The organism is Frankia sp. CcMO1 (assembly GCF_977945845.1).
Genome location: NZ_CDWTMG010000070.1, coordinates 1 through 19,450, shown reverse-complemented (window position 1 = coordinate 19,450; position 19,450 = coordinate 1). Strand labels below are relative to the sequence as shown.

Sequence of the window (19,450 nt, the reverse complement as noted above, 5' to 3'; positions counted from 1 at the left end):
GCGCTCATCTGGTAGGCGACGGGACAGATGCCACAGATCCTCGCGGTCAGGTCCGGAGGGTCGGTGTAGGGGCGGCCGCGCAGCAGTGCCTCGAAGAACCGTGGGGGCTCGTAGATGTTGAGCTCCACCGTCTGGACGGCGCCGTCGTGCAGGTTCACCCGTAGCGCTCCCTCGCCCTCGACGCGGGCGATGGCGCCGACGCGGAGCCTGCGGTTAGCTCGGTGGCTCATCGCGGTCTCCTGACGAGGTGTAGGCGGGGGCGGCGGCGTTGAAGGTGCGGGACACGCGGTGGACGTCCGCCGCGGGCATTCCGAGGTTCACGAGCCGGCGGGTGAGCGCGGGCAGGTTCGGCGCATCCAGCGGGCCGAAGCAGCCGAAGCAGCCGCGGCGGTAGGCGGGGCAGAGTGCCCCGCATCCGGCGTGGGTGACGGGGCCGAGGCAGGGAATGCCGTCGGCGACCAGGACGCACGTCAGCCCGCGGCGTTTGCACTCGGTGCACACGCTGGAGTCGGGCAGGTCCGGGCGGCGTCCGGCCAGCAGGGCGGAGATGAGCTCGATCAGCTGGCGTTTGTCGATCGGGCAACCGCGGAGCTCGTAGTCCACGGGCACGTGCGCCCCGATCGGGGTGGCCGTGGCCAGGGTGGTGACGTATTCCGGGCGGGCGTAGACGACGGAGCGGAACTCGTCGACGTCGGCGAGATTGCGCAGCGCCTGGATGCCTCCGGCGGTCGCGCAGGCGCCGATCGCCACGAGCACCCGGGACTGCTCGCGGACGTGGCGGATCCGGTCGAGCTCGTCGGGCGTGGTGACGGAGCCTTCCACGAGCGACACGTCGTACGGACCCGGTTGCGTCGCGCTGGTCGCCTCGGTGAAGTGCACGATCCGTAGCCGCTCGGCGATGGTGAGCAGTTCGTCCTCGCAATCGAGCAGGGTCAGCTGGCAACCGTCGCACGAGGTGAACTTCCAGACCGCGAGCGTCGGCGGGGGCTTCGCTTCGCTCATCACAACTCCCGGACGGCCAGCAGAGGCGCCGCCGCCTCGTAGGTCAGGACCGGCCCGTCCCGGCACAGCAGCAGTGGACCGAGCTGACAGTGCCCGCACCGGCCGATCCCGCATTTCATCGAGCGTTCGAGGGAGACGTGGATCCGGTGAGCCGGGACGCCGCGGTGCAGCAGCAGTCTCGCCGCGTGGTAGATCATTGCTTCCGGGCCGCACAGAAAGGCGGTGGCGTGCGCGGGGTCGAGAGCGGCGTCCGCCAGCGGGCTGGTGACCAGGCCGACCGGGCCGGGCCAGCCGGGCTCGGACTCGTCGACGATGCTGACGACGTCGACGTCCGCCCGCGCGGCCCAGCCGTCGATCTCGTCCGCGAACACCAGGTCACCCGGTGTCCGCGCGCCGAGCACGGCCAGGATGCGGCGGAACCGCACGCGTTCGGCCATGGCGCCGAGAAGCACCGGGCGAAGCGGTGCCAGCCCGCACCCGCCGCCGACGACGACCAGGTCGCGGCCCTCCGCGCCGGTCAGATCCCAGTGGGTGCCGAAGGGGCCCCGCACGCCGACGGTCCGGCCTACGGGGGCGTCGTGGAGGGCGCGGCTCACCGCGCCGACGGCCCGGATGGTCTGCACCAGGAGGCCGTCGTCGGCCGACGGGTCGCCGCTGATCGACACGGGGATCTCGCCCACCCGGGGGGCGTGGAGCATCGTGAACTGCCCTGGCAGGAATCGCGGGAGCCGCTGCCGCAGGGGGGCCAGCCACAGCGTGGCCGTGTCGTGGGTCTCCCGCCGGCGGTGGACGACCGTGTACGGCGTGGGCGTCATCGGGTCGGCCGGACGGGCGCCGTCGTGCGCGAGGGCCGCGGCCGCGGTCATGCCGGCTCCCCGCGTGCCTGGTCCCACGTTCCGAGGACGGCTTCGTCGCGTTCGGCGGCGAGCCGGGCGGCCTCCTCGGTGATGTCGATGCCCACGGGGCACCACACGATGCACCGGCCGCACCCGACGCAGCCCGAGCTGCCGAACTGGTCGTACCAGGTGCTCAGCTTGTGGCTCATCCACTGCCGGTAGCGGCTCGCGGTGGAGCTGCGCACCTCGCCGCCGTGCATGTAGGAGAAGCCGGGGGTGAAGCAGGAGTCCCAGCGTTCCCAGCGCTCGGCGTGGTCGCCGGTCAGGTCGGTCACGTCCTCGGTGGTGGTGCAGAAGCAGGTGGGGCAGACCATGGTGCAGTTGGCGCAGCCGAGGCAGCGGGACGCGACGTCGCTCCAGCGCGGTGACTCGCGGCTGTCCGCGAGCAACCGGCGCACGTCGGCCCCCGGCATCTGCCTGCCCATGCGGCCGGCCGCGGCGCTCAGGTCCGCGTCGGCGGTGGCGCGGTCGGCCGCGACGGCCTCCCGGTGGGGGAGCGCCGCGAGCACCCGCTCGCCTGCCGGGCTACCGGCCTCGGCCAGGAACCGGTGGACGTCGCCGTCGAGGCGCTCGGTGAGGGAGAGGTCGAAGCCGGCGTCGGCCCTGGGCCCGCCGCCCATCGAGACGCAGAAGCAGGCTTCGCCTGGTTCGGTGCAGTTGGCGACGACGATGAAGACACCGTCGCGCCTGGCCGTGTACTGCGGGTCCGGGTACGCACCATGGGCCAGCACCCGGTCCAGGACGCCGATCGCGGCCAGGTCGCAGGGATGGACGCCGAGAAACGCCAGACGAGGCTGTGGCTCGTCGTCCGGGCGAAACCGCGGCGTCGCGTCGCCGTCCACGCTGAGTATGCGCCGCCGGGCCGGGTGCAGGAACGCCTTCCACGACTGGGGACCGGCCGAATGCCCGAACACGGCCTCGTCGGCGCGCCGTTCCAGCCGGTACCGCCCGGGCGCGGTACGCGACGTCCAGCCGGCGGGCAACTCGGCCGCGGTCGAGAGCTCCGCGAGCACGATCGCGCCCTCCCGGACGGTGGGTCCGATCACGGTGTATCCCTCGCCGCGGAGGAGTTCCACGAGCGTGCCGAGAGCGGTCACGCCGATCACCGCATCGGATGCCGTCCTGGGGCTCATCGCGCCCTCCCGAGTCACGCGTTCCGGCACCGTCCACGATTCGTGCGGCGGCGCCCGGCGGCCAGGGGCGAAATGCCCGGTCGTCCCGGGACTTCCGGGTCGCTGGGGCCGGCAGGTGCGCGTCAGCAGATGCGCGGCAGTTGTTCACCGACCAGGACGTCGACCATCCGGCGCGAGCCGACCAGCGTCCGCGCCGTGACCTGTCCGTGGGGAGACGGCAGCAACCGCCCGACGGCGACGGCCTGCACCCCCTCGGGCAACGCGCGCATGGCCGCGAGCACGGCGTCGGAGGCCGCGGGGTCGACCAGTGCGACGAGGCAGCCCTCGTTCGCGACGTGCAGCGGGTCCAGTCCGAGCAGGTCGCAGGCGGAGGCGACGGCGGCCGGAACGGGCAACCGCGCCTCCTCGATCTCGATCGCCACGCCGGACGCCTCGGCCAGTTCGTTGAGGGCTGTCGCGACTCCGCCGCGGGTCGGGTCACGCAGGGCGTGCACGCCGGTCCCGCCGGCCGCGAGCATGGCCGCCACGAGCCGGTGCAGCGGGCGGCTGTCCGAGGTGATCTCGGTGTCGAAGCCGAGACCCTCGCGGGCGGAAAGGATCGCCGTCCCGTGCCGGCCGATGTCTCCGGAGAGGACCACGACGTCACCGGGCCGCCCCTTCGCCGCGGACGGGTCGATCCCACCGATCCGGACGCCGAGTCCGGTCGTCGTCACGTAGAGGCCGTCGGCGCCGCCCCGCTCGACCACCTTGGTATCGCCCGTGACCACGGGGACGCCGGCCGCCCGCGCCGCCGCGGCGACCGACTCGGTGATCCCGCGCAGTTCCTCGAGCGGGAGACCCTCCTCCAGGACGTAGGCGAGGCACAGGGCGACCGGTTGCGCGCCCCGCATCGCGAGGTCGTTCACCGTCCCGTGCACCGCCAGGGAGCCGATGTCGCCGCCGGGGAAGAACCTGGGCGTCACGACGAAGCTGTCGGTGCTGATCACGACCTCACCGGCGGACGTCTGGAGCACGGCGGCGTCCTCGAGCGGGCCGGTGGTGCCGAGCGCGGGTCCGATCAGGTCCCGCAGCAGTTCGGCCATGAGCTGGCCACCCGAGCCGTGGCCGAGCAGCACCCGCTCGGTCTCGGGCCGCGTCGCGGGACAGGCGGCGCCCAGCGGGTCGCCCGCGGGCTCGGCGCCCGGCGCGGATTGCATGATCGGCGGGGGATGCGGGTTGATGGTCATCGTTCCTCCGCGGGTGTGGGCGCGGGCGGGGTCGATCCCGGGCCGGCCGGCTGCTGCCTGATCCGGCCGGCGTTGTGAAAGGCGGCGCAGGTGCCCTCGCTGGAGACCATCGGTGCGCCGAGCGGGGTCCGGGGAGTGCAGCGTGCGCGGTACGCGCCGCACTGCGTCGGCAGCTTCGTTCCCTGGAGGATCTCGCCGGCGATGCAGTCCGGGTGCTCCCGGGTGCGGATGCCGTCCACCGCGAAGCGGCGCTCGGTGTCGAAAGCCGCGTAGCGTTCGCGCAGCCGCAGGCCGCTGGCCCGGATCGGCCCGATGCCGCGCCAGGTCCGGTCGCAGACCTCGAACACCTCGCGCATCGCTGCCTGTGCCGCCGCGTTGCCGCTGCGGTACACGGCCCGCACGTACTGGTTCTCGACCTCGGCCCGGCCCTCCTCCAGTTGCCGCGCGGCCATCAGGATCCCCCCGAGCAGGTCGAGGGGCTCGAAGCCGGTGACGACGATCGGTACCCGGTACGAGGCCGCGATCGGTTCGTACTCCGTCCAGCCCATCACCGCGCACACGTGTCCCGGCGCGAGGAAGGCCTGGACCTGGTTGCGGGGCGACCGAAGGATGGCGGCGATCGCGGGAGGCACGAGCACGTGGCTGACCAACGCGGAGAAGTTGCCGATCCCGGCGGCCGCGGCGTGCTGGATCGCCATGGCGTTGGCCGGCGCCGTCGTCTCGAAGCCGACGGCGAAGAACACCACCTCCCTGCCCGGGTTGGCGGCGGCGATGCGGACGGCGTCGAGGGGGGTGTAGACGACGCGGACGTCGCCGCCGCGGGCCTTCACGCCGAGCAGGTCGCCGCTGGTACCCGGCACCCGCAGCATGTCGCCGTAGCTGGTGAAGATCACCTCGGGTCGGGCCGCCACCTCGACCGCCCTGTCCACCATCTCCATCGGGGTCACGCACACAGGGCATCCCGGCCCGTGGATCATGCGGACGCCGGTGGGCAGCAGGTCGTCGATCCCTTGGCGGACGATCGTGTGCGTCTGGCCGCCGCACACCTCCATGATCGTCCACGGTCGGGTGACGACGGTTCCGAGCTCGGTCAGCAACCGGCGGGCCAGTTCGGGGTCGCGGTACTCGTCGAGGTACTTCACGGGGTGCTCCGGCCGGGATCTTCGTCGCGGACCTCCGGAACCGGCCCCAGCTCGGTCTCGATGGCGTCCGGGATGGCCCGAATCACCGCGAGGGTGCGCGCGGCCTCCTCCTCGTCCACGCGGGAGATGGCGAACCCGACGTGGACGACGACGTAGTCACCCACCGCCGCGTCCGGCGTGTAGGCCAGGCACACCTCACGGCGGATCCCGCCGAAGTCGACCGTTCCGACCGGCAGGCCCGCGGCGTCGTCCGGCTGGCGGCGGTCCAGGATCTGGCCCGGAATTCCGAGGCACACGTCGGTCACCCCTTCCCGGTCCGGGCGGCGGCTATGGCCGCCTGGCCGTAGCTGATCCCGCCGTCCCCCGGCGGCACGTCCTGCCCGACGAACACCTCGAACCCGCCGGCGCGCAGCTGCCCCACCACGGCAGCGGTGAGGAGCCGGTTCTGGAAGACGCCACCACCCAGGCACACCTGGCGGACCGCGGTCTCCTCGGCTGCCCGGGACACGAGCGCCACGGTCACCTCGGCGAGGGTGGTGTGGAAGCGTGCCGCCGCGACGTCGGTACCGGAGGCGGCGCTGGCGAGGAGGTGGCGAAGGGTCGGCCGGGGGTCGTACACCCACAGGTCGCCGCGGCGTGCGAGCCGCCACTGCAGCGCCGGGGCGCCGTCGTGATCGGAGGCTGCTGCCTCCAGCAGGACGGCGGCCTCACCCTCGTACCCGGCGTCGTCGCACAGGCCGAGCAGGCTGGCGGCGGCGTCGAACAGGCGACCGGCGCTGGATGCCGCCGGGCAGTTGATGCCGCGGGTCACCATGGCCCGTACCGCGTCGACCTCCCGCGCGGGCAGCCGCTCCACGAGGTCACCGGCCAGGTACCAGGCGGTCTCGTCCCCGGGCTGGTCCGCCGGCCCACCGGATCCCAGCGGCTCGCTTCCGAAGAGGTATCCCAGCGCCATCCGCGCAGGGCGGCGCACCGCCGCCTCACCGCCGGGGAGCGGCGCGGTCGCGAACCGGGCCAGCCGGCGGTAGCCGAGGTAGCCGGCCAGCAGCACCTCGCCACCCCAGAGGGTGCCGTCATCCCCGAGGCCGAGCCCGTCGTAGGCGACGCCGATGAACGGTCCGGTCACCCCGTGCTCAGCCGCGGTCGCCGCCACGTGCGCGTGATGGTGCTGTACGGCGATCCGCCGCTCGGCCGGCCAGTGGCGGGCGTGCTGCGTGGACTGGTACCGAGGGTGCAGGTCGTGCGCGACGACCGCGGGATCCACGTCGTGGATCCGGCAGAGTTCCGCCATGCCCTCGACGAATGCCGCGTTGGTGTCGGCATCGCCGAGGTTCCCGGTGTGCGGGCCGACGATGGCCCGATCGCCGACGGCGAGCGCGCCGGTGTGTTTGAGCTGGGCGCCGACGGCGAGCACCGGCTCGGGGGCGGCGGACGGTAACGGAAGCGGGGTGGGTGCCTGCCCGCGGGCGCGGCGAATCGTCAGCGGGCTACCGGCGACCACGCGCCGGACCGAGTCGTCGTAGCGGGATCGGATCGGCCGGTCGTGGGTCAGGACGCCGTCCGTCAGGAGGCTGAGGACGGCGCGGGCGTGGTCGTCGTCGATGATGATCGGTTCGTCGCCCCGGTTGCCGCTGGTCACCACCAGCGGGCGTCCCAGGTCCGTCGACAGAAGGTGGTGCAGCGGGCTGGACGGCAGGAAGATGCCCAGCTCGCGCAGGCCGGGGGCGACCCCCGCTGTGATGGGGACACCGGGCCGCGGCCGCATCAGCACGATGGGACGGGCCGGGCTGGTGAGCAGTCCTGCCTCGGCGTCGCCGACGGAGGCGATCCGCGCGGCGGCCGCCAGGTCCGGCAGCATCACGGCGAACGGCTTGCGGGGGCGGCCTTTGACGAGCCGCAGCCGGGCGACCGCGGCCGCGTCGGATGCGTCGCACACCAGCTGGTACCCGCCCACGCCCTTGACGGCGACCACGCCACCGGCGGTCACGGCGCGCTCGCAGGCTCGCAGGGCGAGGTCACTCGTCAGCCCGGTTTCCGGCCCGGCTGGCGCCGGGTACCAGGACAGGGTGGGTCCGCACGCCGGGCAGGCCACCGGCTCGGCATGGAACCGGCGGTTGGCCGGGTCCTCGTACTCGGCCTCGCACGCGGCGCACAGCGGGAACCCGCGCATGGCCGTGCGGTCGCGGTCGTACGGGAGATCGTCGATGATCGTCGCGCGGGGACCGCAGTCCACGCAGTTCGTGAACGGGTACCGGAACCGGCGATCGTGCGGGTCGGCGATCTCCGCCAGGCAGGAGGGGCACGGCGCGACGTCGGGCGGGATCTGCCGGACGGCGCCGCTCGCCCGCCCACTGGTAGCCACGTGAAAGCCCGCGGGCAGGCGTGGTGGAGTCGCGAGATCGGTGACCACGAGCTCGTGGACCCGCGCCAGCGGTGGCACACCGGTCACCAACCCCTCGGCGAGCGCGGTGAGCGCGGCCGGTGGACCCGCTGCGCGGATCACGACGGACCCGCCGGCATTGCGCACGTCCCCGCGGAGTCCGAGATCGGTCGCGAGGCGGTACACGAACGGGCGGAAGCCCACGCCCTGCACGGTGCCGCGTACCTCGATGCGGGCGGCCGCGGCAGTCATGGCAGCCTCCAAGGACGATGCCTGTGTCGTCACACACCAGCTCACTCCTGGACCTCCTTCATGACCAGAGGCGAAGGTCCGGCGACGCAGGGCCTTCGCCCCTGACGTGGTGGCCAGGGGTGGGCGACTCTGGGATGGACGCGGCAGGAGTCCAGCAAGGACGCGGAGGACGAGATGAACGATCAACTTCGGGGTGTGGTCGTCGGGTATGACGGTTCGGAGCCCGCGAAGGAAGCGATCCGGTGGGCGGCCACGGAGGCTGCTCGCCGCACTGTCCCGCTGACGGTCATGTCCGTCCTGGACTATGCGGGGTTGGCCAGCTGGCCCGGCGGAGTCTCTCCCTGGCTCGCCGAGGACGCGCAGCACAGCGTCGCAGAACTCGCCCAGCACGGCGCTCAGCTCGTCGGCACGGTGGCTCCGGGACTCGACGTGCGTGCGGTCTCGCGGATGGGATCCGCGGCCTCGGTTCTGGTCGACGCGTCGCGTCACGCGGACCTGGTGGTGGTGGGTTCGCGCGGTCATGGTTTCGTCGCCGGTGTCCTGCTGGGGTCGGTGGCGTTCACCGTGTCGGCCCATGCGCACTGCCCGGCAGTCGTCGTCCACGGCGAGGGAAGCATCGCGGCGGGCCCGGGGCATCCGGTCGTCGTCGGCGTCGACGGTTCCCTGTCGGCCGCGGCGGCACTGCGGTTCGCGGCCGACGAAGCATCCCGGGCACGGGCACCGCTCACGGTCGTCTGCTCCTGGACGCCGGCCTCGACGAACGCCTGGGCATCGGCGTACGCGTCCAGCTACCCGAACCGCACCCACGACGCCGCCGAACGCCAGCACGCGCAGCGGATCGCCGCGGCTGCCGCGGCATCGGCTCGCGACCTGCGCCCGGAGCTGGAGGTTCGGGTCATGGTCGCCGAGGGGGCACCCGCCAAGTCCCTGCCCACCGTCGCGACGGGCGCGGGCCTGCTCGTCGTCGGGTCCCGCGGGCGCGGCGGGTTCGGCACCCTGCTGCTCGGGTCCGTGAGCCAGGCCGTGATCCACGCCTCGCCATGCCCGGTCGTCGTGACCCGCCCCACCGGCATCCGGCTCGATGCCGAGGACGGCGTCATGGAACCGGCCACCATCGGGGAATGACACCCAGAACCGCCGGCGGTCCTCGCCGGCGCAGGCGAGCACCGAGGCTTTCCCTCCGAGCCTCGGTGCTCCGCGGATCGGTCGGGACATCCGGCGCCCCGGGGCGGGTCGAAGGGCCCATGTCTTCGTGGGAGTGATGCGCGAAGCTGGAGGTACGAGGCGTCACAGCTCGAAGCAAGAGGTGATCAGCGTGAGCGTCAGGAATCGCCGCCCGGTCGTGGTCGGAATCGATGGATCGCCGGAGAGCGAGCGCGCCCTTGTCTACGGCCTGTGGGAGGCGCGACGGCGGCACTCACCGCTGCGCCTGGTCCACGGTTACCTCCCGCCGGCGGTGTTCGGGGTGTTCGACGTCGCCTACGACAATCCGGACGCGCGCACCCAGGCCCAGAAACTCGTGGACGCGGCCGTCGAACATGCGAGCGCTACGTCGTCCGACGTGGACGTCGACGGGACGGTGGTGCTCGGGAGCCCGGCCGACATCCTCGTCCGCAGATCCAGGACATCGGTGCTGACCGTGGTGGGGGCCCGCGGGCGCGGCGGCTTCGACGGCCTGCTCGCAGGATCCGTGAGCTCTCGCGTCGCGATGCACGCGAAGGGACCCGTCGTCGTCCTTCGACCCCCGCAGCCGCTCGGCGAGCAGAAGGGCTGGCGGGCGCCCGGAACCGGGCCCGTCCTCGTCGGCGTGGACGGTTCGGCCTCCAGCGACCCGGCCATGGCGTTCGCCTTCGACGAGGCAGCATCGCGTGGCGTGGCCCTGGTCGTCTGCCACGTCTGGGACATCCCCGCCATGCACGATCCCGGACCCCGGGACCAGTGGCCGGACCTCCCGCGCCAAGCGCAGCATGAGGTGGAGCAGATGCTCGCCGGCGCCGTCGCCGGGTGGCGGGAGAAGTACCCGGACGTCGAGGTCCGGGTATGGACCGTTCGCGGCAACAATCCGTTGCGCAGCCTGATCGAGAAGAGTGGTGAGGCAGGTCTGGTCGTCGTCGGGTCCCGTGGGCACGGAGGCTTCACCGGGGTGCTTCTGGGCTCCGTCAGCGACGGTCTGGTGAGACACGCCCGTTCCCCCGTGGCCGTCGTCCACACTCCCGGCGGAGCCTGATCCGCTCAGAGCCCGTTTCCAAGACGGGCTCATTAGGTCGGGTCGGTGAACGATGCCGTCCAGGTGAGCCGTGCCCCGCCTTCCGGCCGGGGGGCCAGCGTGCATGTTCCCCCGAGCCGGTGTGCCCTTGCGGCCATGTTGCGGATGCCTTGACCGCCGGTGGTGGGGGCGGATCCCGGACCCCGGCCGTCGTCCTCGACCGCCAGGGCCAGTGTCGAGGTGCTCGTCTCGACCGCGAGCCGCACCTCGGCGCGGGTGGCACGCGCGTGTCGCGCGACGTTGCTGAGAGCTTCGCGCAGCACGGCGAGCAGTTCCGGAGCGACCGCCCCGGGGACGACGGAGTCGATCGGGCCCTGCATCGTCAGGAGCGGTTCGAAACCGAGCGCCCGCGACGCCTCGGAGACGACGCGGACGATGTCACCCCGCAGGCCCGTGGAGCGGTCCGGAGGTTCCTGGAGGGAGAAGATGGTCTGCCGGATGGCGTGGATCGTCGTGTCGAGGTCGTCGACGTAGGTGGAGAGCTTCGCCGCCACGTGCGGCGAGGGCACCAGGGACGCCATGCCTTGGAGGCCGAGTCCGACGGCGAACAGACGCTGGATCACCAGGTCGTGCAGGTTCTGGGCGATCCTGTCGCGATCCTCCAGGACGGCCAGCCGTTGCCGGTCGGCCGAGGCGCGCAGGAACTCCACTGCCAGGGCGACGTGCCCGGCGAAGGCGTCCACCATGCGGACGTCCCCCTCGGTGAAGGGCGTGGTGCCCTGTGCGCGGACCGCGGCCAGCACCCCCACGAGGCCGGCTCCCGTGACGAGCGGAACGAGCAGCGTGGGGCCGGTGCACCGGACCGGCTCGATGGCCTCGCCGTGCGCCGGTATGAAGGCCTCGGTCCCGGGTGGAAGCCGCAGTGGGCGCTCGTTCCCGAGTACGGCCGAGGCGACCGGTTCCACCGGCAGGTAGGTGGCGCCGTCGAATGCCGGGAGGTCGCCGCCGTGCGCCGCGTTCACCGTGAAGACGTTGTCCTCGCGCCGCAGGAACAGGATCGTCAGGTCCGCGGCGGCGATCTCGGCCGCCTTTGCCACCACGAGATCCGTGGTGGTCGCGGCTTCGGCTCCGGCGAGTAACTGGGCGGTGACCTCTGTGGCGGCGCCGAGCCACTGCTCCCGGCGGTGGGTTTCCTCGAACAGGCGCGAGTTCTCGATCGCGATGCCGACGGCGGCTGCGAGAGCGACGACGACGTCCTCATCGCGTGCGGTGAATTCGCCCTCGCCGCGCTTCTCGGTGAGGTAGAGGTTGCCGAATGCGGCGCCGCGCACTCTGACCGGTACGCCGAGGAATGAGGTCATCGGCGGGTGGTTGGGTGGGAAACCGGCCGAGGACGGATGCTCGGCGAGGTTCGGTAGCCGGATCGGGCTCGGCTCCTCGATGAGGAGGCCGAGGATGCCCTTGCCGCTGGGCAGATCGCCGATTCCCGCCCGGGTGTGAGGGTCGATGCCCACGGTGATGAATTCGACAAGGCCTCCCTCGGGTCCCAGGACGCCCAACGCCGCGTACTGAGCTCCGGCCAGGTCGGCGGCGAGTTCGACGATCCGGCGCAGCGTGTCCGGCAGGCTCAGGTCCGTCGCGACCGAGACGACCGCGTCCAGCAGGCGGTGTAGCCGATCCTCAACATCGAGGATGTCCTCGGCCCGGCCGATCAGCTCCTGCAGCAGCGTGTCGAGTCGCAGCCGACCCAGACCGGACGCGGTCGCCTCGCGCCCCGGACTCCGACCCGCTGAATCAGTCAGGGGTGCCCCTTCCGCTTGGACATGTCTGACGTCCAGGACAGACATTTCTGACCTGATCAAGATAGTAGGTGCCGGCTTCCCGGCGGGACAGGCCCCAAGGGTGGCGGTCTCGCTTCCAACCGGTGAACCGACGGTCCCAGATGCGTTCTCCCGGTGCTCGTGCTACGGGCCGTTCGCCTCTGTTGGCGCTTCTCGAGCAGGGGCAACGTGGGATGCGCGGACTGTGCGCGTTCCCGGCGGACGGAGGCGGCCGGTCATGGAGATCACGCCCGTTCCGCACGGCGCCTGCCGCAACCCTTGCAGACAGGCCCGAAAGGAGGTCGTCATGACCACCGCCACCTTTCCGAACCGCCCGCGCGCCCCGGCACCGGTTTCGCCGCCTTCGCGGCGCCGGCCGTCGATGGCCGGCTACTGGGTGGCCGGCGCCATCGCCGTCGGGGCCGTCGTGGCTGCCTTCCTCGCCTTCTTCGCCGGCCTGGTCTGGCTCCAGCAGACGGTCGAGGACTTCGCTCGCACCCCGGTGCCCGGAACCGTGACCGTGACCGTCGATGAGCCGACGACGCTGGTGATCTACGCCGAGGGGCTCGACACCGAACCGACTGAGAGCGGCTCGATCACCGTGACCGGCCCCAGCGGTGACGCTGTGCCCCTGGTGCCGTACACGGACGAGCTCACCTACGAGACTCCGGAGCGCAGCGCCACCGCGATGGCGTCGTTCCGCGCGCCTAGCTCCGGCACCTACACCGTCACGGCGACGGGCGACATGTCTGGCACCGAGGTCGCGGTGGGTGAGGAACTCCCGGTCCTGACGGTGGTGTTCACACCGTTCGCGCTCGGCCTCCTGGGTCTCGGCATCGCAGTGATCACCGCGGCCGCGACGGCTGCGCGGCGGTCCGCGCCCGCCCGCCCCGACCCCTGGGCGAACCACCGGCCTCGTCGCGCGTCGGGTGCGTGAGCCGGTCCCGCCGATTCGGCACTAGGGCCCTGGCATCAGGGACGTATGGCTCATGCCATCGTCCCGTCATGGTCGTCAGGCTGAGGTCGGAGCGACCGCGCCGCCGGGCCCCGGCGGCGATCGCGAACCCTGCCCCGGTAGCGGGACGGGTAGTCCAAGGAGGTTCACCATGGCCAGTCTCGGTATCGCGATCGTTCGACAGTACGAGCGCGGGGTCGTGTTCCGCCTGGGGCGGGTCCGCGACTGCCGGGACCCGGGGATCCGGTTCATGATCCCGCTGGTGGACCGGATGCGGAAGGTCAGCCTGCGAACGGTGACCATGCCGATCCAGTCGCAGCAGGTCATCACCCAGGACAACGTGTCCATCGGCGTGGCCGCCGTCGCGTACTTCCGACGGGTCGACCCGGTGAAGTCGATCGTGGAGATCGAGGATGTGGCGTCGGCGGTCAACCAGATCGCCCAGACCACGGTCCGGAACGTCGTCGGCCGCTCGATGCTGGATCAGGTGCTCAGCAACACCGAGACCCTGAACGAGTCGATCAAGGAGATCCTCGACCGGACCACGGAGCAGTGGGGTGTCTCGGTGCTCCTGGTCGAGCTGAAGGACATCGAGCTGCCCCAGACGATGCAGCGGGCAATGGCCCGCCAGGCCGAGGCGGAACGGGAAAAGCGCGCGAAGATCATCGCTGCCGAGGGCGAAGCCCTCAGCGCCGGCCGGCTGGCCGAGGCAGCCGACGTCATGGCCCATCACCCAATCGCCCTGCAACTCCGGAACCTCCAGGTGCTGGGGGAGATCGCGGTGGAGAAGAACTCGACCATCGTGTTCCCGGCCCAGTTCCTCGACAGCGCCCGAGCCGCGTCGCGCTTCATCGGCGCCGAGCGGGTCGACCGCGAAACCCAGGAGCCGGTGCTGGAGACGCCAGAGCACGCACCACAGGCCAACGGCGTCGTCGCGGCCGGGCCTTGAGTCGGGGGCCTGACCCGATGTCCAGCGGGTTGGCACCTCCGAACGCCTCATCGGATCAGCGCTGCGGTTTCCCAGGTCCTGAGGGGCCGGCCGCGACATCCGATCCCGCGTCCGGCCCATCGAACCGGCGACGGCTCGCCGTCCGCAGGCGGTAGCTGCCGGGCGTGCCGGGACCTTCGACTCTATGCCGCCGCGGGGAGCCGTCCGTAGCGTCACGTTCGGTACACGGGACCTACTCAGTTCGTGACCGGTACCGGGGGACGGAGAACCGCGTGAGTATTCCGACGAAATCTCGACCAGGAACCTGCCACCGTGCGGTCGTCGCCGGCTCGGCACGGCGCTTCGGGGGGAGTCGTGACGCGACAATGTCGGGGCTGGTGGACTCGGTTCTGCATGACGCGGCCGGGCCCACCGCGGCGCTGGCGACGCTGGCCCTGACGGACGGGGTGCTGGCCGCCTACCCGCACATTCCCTTGCCCGCGGTGCATGTCCGCCGCCTTGACGCCGCACTGCCCGGTCTCCTTGAGACCGTCGGCTCGAGCGACTCCGCGGCACCGGTGGCCCTGTGTGCCGCGCTCTCGGCGCGGGTGTCATTTGCGGTGGTTGTTCCCCTGCGGAAGCTGTCGCGTTCCGACGACGCCCCGCTGGCCGTGGCAGCCCGCCTGACCATGCTGCTGGTGGAGGGCATGTGGATGTCGGAGGCGCATCTGCACGACGTGGCGACGGTGGACGGGATCGAGCCATTCGTGGACCGTTGGCGGTACCACCGGTCGACGCGGCGCCGCGCCATCTGGCTGGTCCGGCTCCTCGGGACAGGCAACGGACAGCTCCCGGAATCGCGTTGACGGACGCCGCCCTTCACCTTCCGTTCATGCGCGGGTTTCCTGGTTTCTCCCTGTCACACCGCCGTGGTGCGGAAGAACTGATTGGCTCTTCCTGATGACTGCCTGAATCGAGAATTCCCCCTGACGATGGCGCAGGACGTAGCGGTAGAACTCCCGGCGTCCTGACGGCCGGCCGGTCTCGTCCAGCCCGATCCAATCGACGTCCAGGCTGACAAGCTCCGCGCTCAGGAGTTCCATACGCGTCAGGATCGGTGTGGCTTCGTGCAGCCCCGCATTGTGGTGCTGCTCGGCGAGACAGCGGAAGGATGTGGTGAGTTCGTCGCGGGTCAACGCGGCGCTGGCGCCGTCGTCGTCCACGAACAGGGCGGGCGGGGCGTAGCAGGAGGCGACAGCTCTCGCATCGCCTGCCGCGAGAGCCTTGCCATACTGCGCAAGGAACGTCTGGACGGCGTCGATGTCGGCGGACATGCTTATCCCTCCTTGGCGAGAATCTCCTTGAGCCGGTCGACGAACCGTAGGGAGTCGACCCGATCTCGCTGCCAGACGTTCCGGCCGAAGATGAGGCCGGTGGCGCCCGCGGCGATGGCTTGCCGGGCCTTGTCGAGCATCGCCTCGTCACCGGCCTTCTCGCCACCGGAGACCAGCAACAGAGTGCGGTTCCCGGACCGGACGACGGCGTCGATGGCCTGTTGGCTGGTGAATTCGGCGTCGTACTGCGCCTTCACGCCCGCGCGCTTCTCAGGGTGCGGAAAGTTGACCTTTACGACGTCGGCACCGAGTTCGCTGGCCGTGCGCGCGGCGTAGTCGACGGCGTAGAAGGAGTCCTTGCCGCCTTTGGCCTCGATCGCGGATCCGCGGGGGTAGGCCCACACGATCAGTGGCATGCCCAGGCGGTGCGCGTCGGCGCGAACCTGCCGGTACTGGGCGAAGTCCTGCCCCTGTGCGGGGGTTCCGACATAGAGGGTGTAGCCGACCGCGTCCGCACCGAGCCGGACGGCGTCCTCGACGGTCGCATGAACCGGAGACAGGGCCTCGCCGTCGGGCGGGATGTCGGTCTTGCCGTTGAGTTTGAGGATCAGCGGTACCTCACCGGCGAAGTCCCAGTAGAACTTCTCCGCAAGGCCGATCTGAATGGCGATGCCGTTGAAGCCGCCCTCGATGGCCAGTTGCAGGATGTATCGAGGGTTGCAGGCGACCGGGTTGGCGAAGAAGTCCCGCGGCCCGTGCTCCAGGCCCTGGTCGTAGGGCAGGAGGATCGCCCTACCGTTCCGCAATCCGTGTTCGTACAGGATCCGGTGCAGCCTGGCCTTCTTGCCGGTGCTCAAGCCCAGCTCGGCGAGTCCAGTCCGGGTCACCGGTCGCTCCGCGGTTCGTTCTGTCATCGCAGACACACCTCCTGGTGTCGCGAAGCCGGAGGCTTCACAGGTGCTCCGGCGCGGGTGCCGGTGTTGGCTATTCAGGGGAGGCGCACTCGCTGGCCGGTCACCTGCCGGACGTCGTCGGCTGCCGCTTCCAGGAGCTGGTGCGCCAAGTCGGACAGCGCGCGGGCGGCGGCGAGTTCGTCTCCGATCTCCGGGACGTCGGCGTCGCCGGAATTGCGTCGGGCGGTGCCGTGACCGATCAGCCGGGTCTCGTCGTTGGTGTGCAGCCGTGCCTCGGCGCGTGTGATGTCCTGGGTTTCATGCTCGTCGATGATGATTCCGACGTTCCAGCGCTTCATGTTCATGTGACCTCCTCGTCCGTGACTCCACTCTCCACCGCGGCGCGGGATTGGTTAAGGGACATAAGTCCCGGTGGCGGCCGGGAAGGGATCCATTTCCGAACCGGCGCGGCCACTGGGGTCGGCCGGCGGTCGGCCGGTGAGCCCACCGCGGCCCGAATGGCCGTGCCCCAGCTGGCCGGGATTGGGAGAGGTCCCAAGGGCCCGAGCGGTGGGGCCCAATGGCCCTGCCCGCTCCAGGCGGCCGGGTGTGTACTGGAGTGGCGGGATCCACGGAACCCGCCGGAGGTGATGACGATGACAACCATGGTGAAGCGAGGCCGTCCGATGTTCGGCGAGCTGCTCGGGTGGCTCGACCGGGAGGTACGGATGCTTTCGGCGGATCCGACCATGACCGTGTACGACGGAATTCGCCTGGAGGACTGCGTGGAGGAGGGGCACTACATCCTGCGGGCAGAACTTCCCGGAGTGGATCCCTCGAAGGATGTCGAGGTGACTGTCGCGGACGGAGTTCTCACTGTCACGGCGCGGCGTCGTCATGAGCGTGTGGAAGGCCAGCGTTCTGAGTTCCGCTACGGCGCCTTCACGCGCAGCGTGACGTTGCCCACCGGCGCCGACGAGAACGCCATCACGGCGTCGTACGCCGACGGCATCCTGCTCGTCCGGGTCGGGTTGACCGGAGGGCAGCGGCCGGTGACCAGGCGGGTCCCCGTCGTGGCGACCACTCCGGCGGCCGAACCGGCCTCCGCGGGCGAGCCGGCCACGTCCGGTACGACCTGAAGCCTGACCCGGCTGGGCCGCACGGTCCCGTCTGCAACCCTTGTGTGACGGCTGCGGGCGGGACCTTTGCGGCTTCGATCTGACACACCACAATCAGCCGACTACACGATTTCACCCGTGCGTCTCGGGGTCCTTGCCTCTATCCGAGGCTCGTATGGCAGGTGCCGGTCGCGCTCACCAACCAGTACGCCGCGATGCCCGGCCTGCACGTCGGATGGAATCTCGTGATCGGATTGGCACTGTACGCCGCCGCGGGTCGGCGAGTGTGGCTGCGCATCCTCGGTCTGGCGATGCCTTTGGCGAGACCCACGGTTCACGGCCGAGGTTCGCCCACGTATTTGGTGTGATTCCGGGTAGCGGAAACGCATAAGCACACCGAAAACGTGGGCGAACCCAGGGCGCCTACGTCGACCTCGCGACGGCGACAGGGCAGGGGGCGCTGCTGATCACGGCACGGCTGACGGATCCGACGACGAGGCTGGCGATGCCGCTGCGTCCTCTGGTGCCGACGACCAGTAGTCCCGCCCCGGTCGCCGCGTCGGACAGAACCTCCGACGGCGCGCCGGGGACCGCACAGTGAATGACGTCGAGGTCCGGATGCAGGTCCGAGGCCAGGCGCACGCCCCCACGGGCAGTCTCCAGAGCGGCCTGCCGCATTGCGTTGTGGAGGTCCAGGTCGCGCCGGTCCGGTGGACCGGAGAGCAACTGCCAGGCGTCGACCAGCGCTGGCTGCCAGGCGGTGACCACCCACAACGGGGCGCCGGCGGCGACGGCCACGTCTGCGGCGAACCGGAGGGCCGCCAGGGATTCGGGAGACCCGTCCTCACCGACCACGACCGGCCTGTCGGGGCCGGGGGGCCGCTCGGCCGCACCCCTGACCACGATTGTCGGGCAGCGTGCGTGGACGGCGACGGCGAAGGCCGTCGACCCCCGCAGGAAGCCGGAGATCTCTCCTCGGCTGCTTGTCCCGACAACGACCATGCTCGCATCACACGACGCATCCACCAGCAGCTTGGCGGCCGGTCCTCGCGCGGTCTCCGACGTGATCAGATGGTTGTCGACCGCCTTGCGGGCACGTTCGACACCGGACTCCGTGATCGCCTCCGCCGCCGCGAACGCACCGCGAACCACCCCGCGCGCGCCCTTGGTGGCGTCCGCCATGAATTCCGGGAGATCGACGGCGTGGACCACGGTCAGTGGGACTTCCCGCGTTGCCGCCTCGGCTGCTGCCCAGTCCAGCGCCGTCTCCGCCGCCGCGGATCCGTCGTACCCGACCACGATCCGCCCTGTGCCCGTAGTCATCGCGGCCTCCTTGGACGAGCTTGGCATCTTCACATGCAAGGCTGACGCGGGAGCCTGGCCCTCACCAGGGCCGAAGGTCCGCCGCAGGGTCCTGATCGCCTACCACGTCTGGCGTGCCGCGCGATCTACAGCCTCGGTACGTTGCCGCCCTGGACGACGAGAGTGCCCTGGACGACGAGAGTGCCCTGGACGAGTGGACCGGGCGGAACGGCAAGGCGGTGCCTCTCGAGGAGCTTCGGCAGTTCGCGGCGTGCCGCATGGCGTGGTCCTTGTCGACGACACCGTCGCGATCTCCTGGCGACGACCGGCCAGGCTCGTGCTCAGTGCGCACGAACGATGGCGACCGGGCACGGAGCGGTTCGGATCACCCCGTGACTGGTGGATCCGGTCATGAGACTGGTCAGCTTGCCGCGGCCCCGCGAGCCGAGCACGAGGAGCCCGGCATCGTGGGCGGCGTCGCCGAGGACCCCCTCCGGCCATCCGGCAAGCGCACGCGACGTGATTTCCATGCGCGGATGCAGACGCTGGGCCAGTCCGGCCGCGTCCCGGGCCGTCGTCTCCGCGGCGTGCCGCAGGGACTCGTCAACCTCGAGGTCGCTGAAGATGTCCTGACGCGCGGCGTGTTCCCACGACCTGAGCACCCCGGGCCGCCACGCGCAGACCACGACGAGGGGCGCGCCGGCGCGGGCGGCGGCGTCCGCGGCGAAGCCGAGCGGGACCCGCGCCCCTGGCAGAGCGTTCACGCCGACGACGACGGGGTGGCGGGGGCCGGGCGGGTGCTCCGCCGTCCCGCGCACGACGACGACTGGGCAATGCGCCCGGGCGGTCACCGTCGCCGTGAC

General features: G+C 71.4%; 20 protein-coding genes and 1 pseudogene. 7 read left to right on the top strand and 14 right to left on the bottom strand.

Features of this window, described 5'->3' with window-relative positions; genetic code table 11:
- The 8 genes and pseudogenes from AC08OU_RS11195 to hypF all read right to left on the bottom strand — a co-directional run.
- Positions 1 to 230, bottom strand: a pseudogene (locus AC08OU_RS11195) (Ni/Fe hydrogenase subunit alpha); the annotation flags it as partial.
- Positions 214 to 1,002 carry an NADH-quinone oxidoreductase subunit B family protein gene (locus AC08OU_RS11190; RefSeq protein WP_476604855.1) on the bottom strand — a complete coding sequence of 263 codons (789 nt, stop codon included), beginning with the start codon at positions 1,000 to 1,002 and terminating at the stop codon, positions 214 to 216. The pseudogene AC08OU_RS11195 and the gene AC08OU_RS11190, both read right to left, overlap by 17 nt.
- Positions 1,002 to 1,868 (bottom strand): FAD/NAD(P)-binding protein, encoded by an 867-nt coding sequence (locus tag AC08OU_RS11185; protein WP_476604854.1) that lies wholly within the window; start codon positions 1,866 to 1,868, stop codon positions 1,002 to 1,004. Before AC08OU_RS11185 ends, AC08OU_RS11190 begins: the two co-directional genes overlap by 1 nt.
- Positions 1,865 to 3,031, bottom strand: a complete 1,167-nt coding sequence (locus tag AC08OU_RS11180; RefSeq protein WP_476604853.1) for a 4Fe-4S dicluster domain-containing protein — start codon at positions 3,029 to 3,031, stop codon at positions 1,865 to 1,867. Before AC08OU_RS11180 ends, AC08OU_RS11185 begins: the two co-directional genes overlap by 4 nt.
- A gap of 122 nt (positions 3,032 to 3,153) precedes the next feature.
- Positions 3,154 to 4,257, bottom strand: coding sequence for a hydrogenase expression/formation protein HypE (hypE, locus tag AC08OU_RS11175; RefSeq protein WP_476604852.1), 1,104 nt, complete (start codon positions 4,255 to 4,257; stop codon positions 3,154 to 3,156).
- The gene (hypD, locus tag AC08OU_RS11170) at positions 4,254 to 5,399 is read right to left on the bottom strand and encodes a hydrogenase formation protein HypD (protein WP_476604851.1); all 1,146 of its coding nucleotides are present in this window, start codon (positions 5,397 to 5,399) and stop codon (positions 4,254 to 4,256) included. The genes hypE and hypD overlap by 4 nt, the downstream gene beginning before the upstream one ends.
- Entirely contained in the window at positions 5,396 to 5,704 is a 309-nt protein-coding gene (locus AC08OU_RS11165) for a HypC/HybG/HupF family hydrogenase formation chaperone (RefSeq protein ID WP_476604850.1), read from the bottom strand. Before AC08OU_RS11165 ends, hypD begins: the two co-directional genes overlap by 4 nt.
- The gene (gene hypF / locus AC08OU_RS11160; RefSeq protein ID WP_476604849.1) at positions 5,701 to 8,031 is read right to left on the bottom strand and encodes a carbamoyltransferase HypF; all 2,331 of its coding nucleotides are present in this window, start codon (positions 8,029 to 8,031) and stop codon (positions 5,701 to 5,703) included. Before hypF ends, AC08OU_RS11165 begins: the two co-directional genes overlap by 4 nt.
- 174 nt (positions 8,032 to 8,205) lie before the next feature.
- Here hypF and AC08OU_RS11155 point away from each other — a divergent pair, with 174 nt between their 5' ends.
- The gene (locus AC08OU_RS11155) at positions 8,206 to 9,156 is read left to right on the top strand and encodes a universal stress protein (RefSeq protein ID WP_476604848.1); all 951 of its coding nucleotides are present in this window, start codon (positions 8,206 to 8,208) and stop codon (positions 9,154 to 9,156) included.
- Positions 9,157 to 9,346: 190 nt separating this feature from the next.
- Positions 9,347 to 10,258 (top strand): universal stress protein, encoded by a 912-nt coding sequence (locus AC08OU_RS11150; protein WP_476604847.1) that lies wholly within the window; start codon positions 9,347 to 9,349, stop codon positions 10,256 to 10,258.
- A 32-nt stretch (positions 10,259 to 10,290) separates the two neighbouring features.
- Here AC08OU_RS11150 and AC08OU_RS11145 read toward each other — a convergent pair whose 3' ends face one another.
- Positions 10,291 to 12,084: a sensor histidine kinase gene (locus AC08OU_RS11145; protein WP_476604846.1), complete on the bottom strand. Its 1,794-nt coding sequence runs from the start codon at positions 12,082 to 12,084 to the stop codon at positions 10,291 to 10,293.
- Between the two features lie 280 nt (positions 12,085 to 12,364).
- Here AC08OU_RS11145 and AC08OU_RS11140 point away from each other — a divergent pair, with 280 nt between their 5' ends.
- From AC08OU_RS11140 to AC08OU_RS11130, 3 genes are all read left to right on the top strand, one after another.
- Positions 12,365 to 12,994: a hypothetical protein gene (locus AC08OU_RS11140; protein ID WP_476604845.1), complete on the top strand. Its 630-nt coding sequence runs from the start codon at positions 12,365 to 12,367 to the stop codon at positions 12,992 to 12,994.
- A 169-nt stretch (positions 12,995 to 13,163) separates the two neighbouring features.
- Positions 13,164 to 13,961 carry a slipin family protein gene (locus tag AC08OU_RS11135; protein ID WP_476604844.1) on the top strand — a complete coding sequence of 266 codons (798 nt, stop codon included), beginning with the start codon at positions 13,164 to 13,166 and terminating at the stop codon, positions 13,959 to 13,961.
- Positions 13,962 to 14,338: 377 nt separating this feature from the next.
- A complete protein-coding gene (locus AC08OU_RS11130) occupies positions 14,339 to 14,806 on the top strand; it encodes a hypothetical protein (protein ID WP_476604843.1) in 468 nt (155 codons plus the stop codon).
- A 24-nt stretch (positions 14,807 to 14,830) separates the two neighbouring features.
- Here the strand turns inward: AC08OU_RS11130 and AC08OU_RS11125 are convergent, their stop codons facing one another.
- From AC08OU_RS11125 to AC08OU_RS11115, 3 genes are all read right to left on the bottom strand, one after another.
- Positions 14,831 to 15,274, bottom strand: coding sequence for a nuclear transport factor 2 family protein (locus AC08OU_RS11125; RefSeq protein WP_476604842.1), 444 nt, complete (start codon positions 15,272 to 15,274; stop codon positions 14,831 to 14,833).
- Between the two features lie 2 nt (positions 15,275 to 15,276).
- Positions 15,277 to 16,188: a class I fructose-bisphosphate aldolase gene (locus tag AC08OU_RS11120; RefSeq protein WP_476604841.1), complete on the bottom strand. Its 912-nt coding sequence runs from the start codon at positions 16,186 to 16,188 to the stop codon at positions 15,277 to 15,279.
- Between the two features lie 74 nt (positions 16,189 to 16,262).
- Positions 16,263 to 16,532, bottom strand: a complete 270-nt coding sequence (locus AC08OU_RS11115; RefSeq protein ID WP_476604840.1) for a DUF1876 domain-containing protein — start codon at positions 16,530 to 16,532, stop codon at positions 16,263 to 16,265.
- A gap of 300 nt (positions 16,533 to 16,832) precedes the next feature.
- On the opposite strand from AC08OU_RS11115, the gene AC08OU_RS11110 reads away from it, so the two are divergent.
- Together AC08OU_RS11110 and AC08OU_RS11105 are read left to right on the top strand one after the other, a co-directional pair.
- Entirely contained in the window at positions 16,833 to 17,306 is a 474-nt protein-coding gene (locus AC08OU_RS11110) for an Hsp20/alpha crystallin family protein (RefSeq protein ID WP_476604839.1), read from the top strand.
- Positions 17,307 to 17,467: 161 nt separating this feature from the next.
- Positions 17,468 to 17,653: a phosphatase PAP2 family protein gene (locus AC08OU_RS11105; protein WP_476604838.1), complete on the top strand. Its 186-nt coding sequence runs from the start codon at positions 17,468 to 17,470 to the stop codon at positions 17,651 to 17,653.
- 55 nt (positions 17,654 to 17,708) lie between these two features.
- Here AC08OU_RS11105 and AC08OU_RS11100 read toward each other — a convergent pair whose 3' ends face one another.
- Entirely contained in the window at positions 17,709 to 18,608 is a 900-nt protein-coding gene (locus AC08OU_RS11100; protein WP_476604837.1) for a universal stress protein, read from the bottom strand.
- A gap of 320 nt (positions 18,609 to 18,928) precedes the next feature.
- On the bottom strand, positions 18,929 to 19,450 hold a 522-nt coding region (locus tag AC08OU_RS11095; protein WP_476604836.1), incomplete at its 5' end, for a universal stress protein.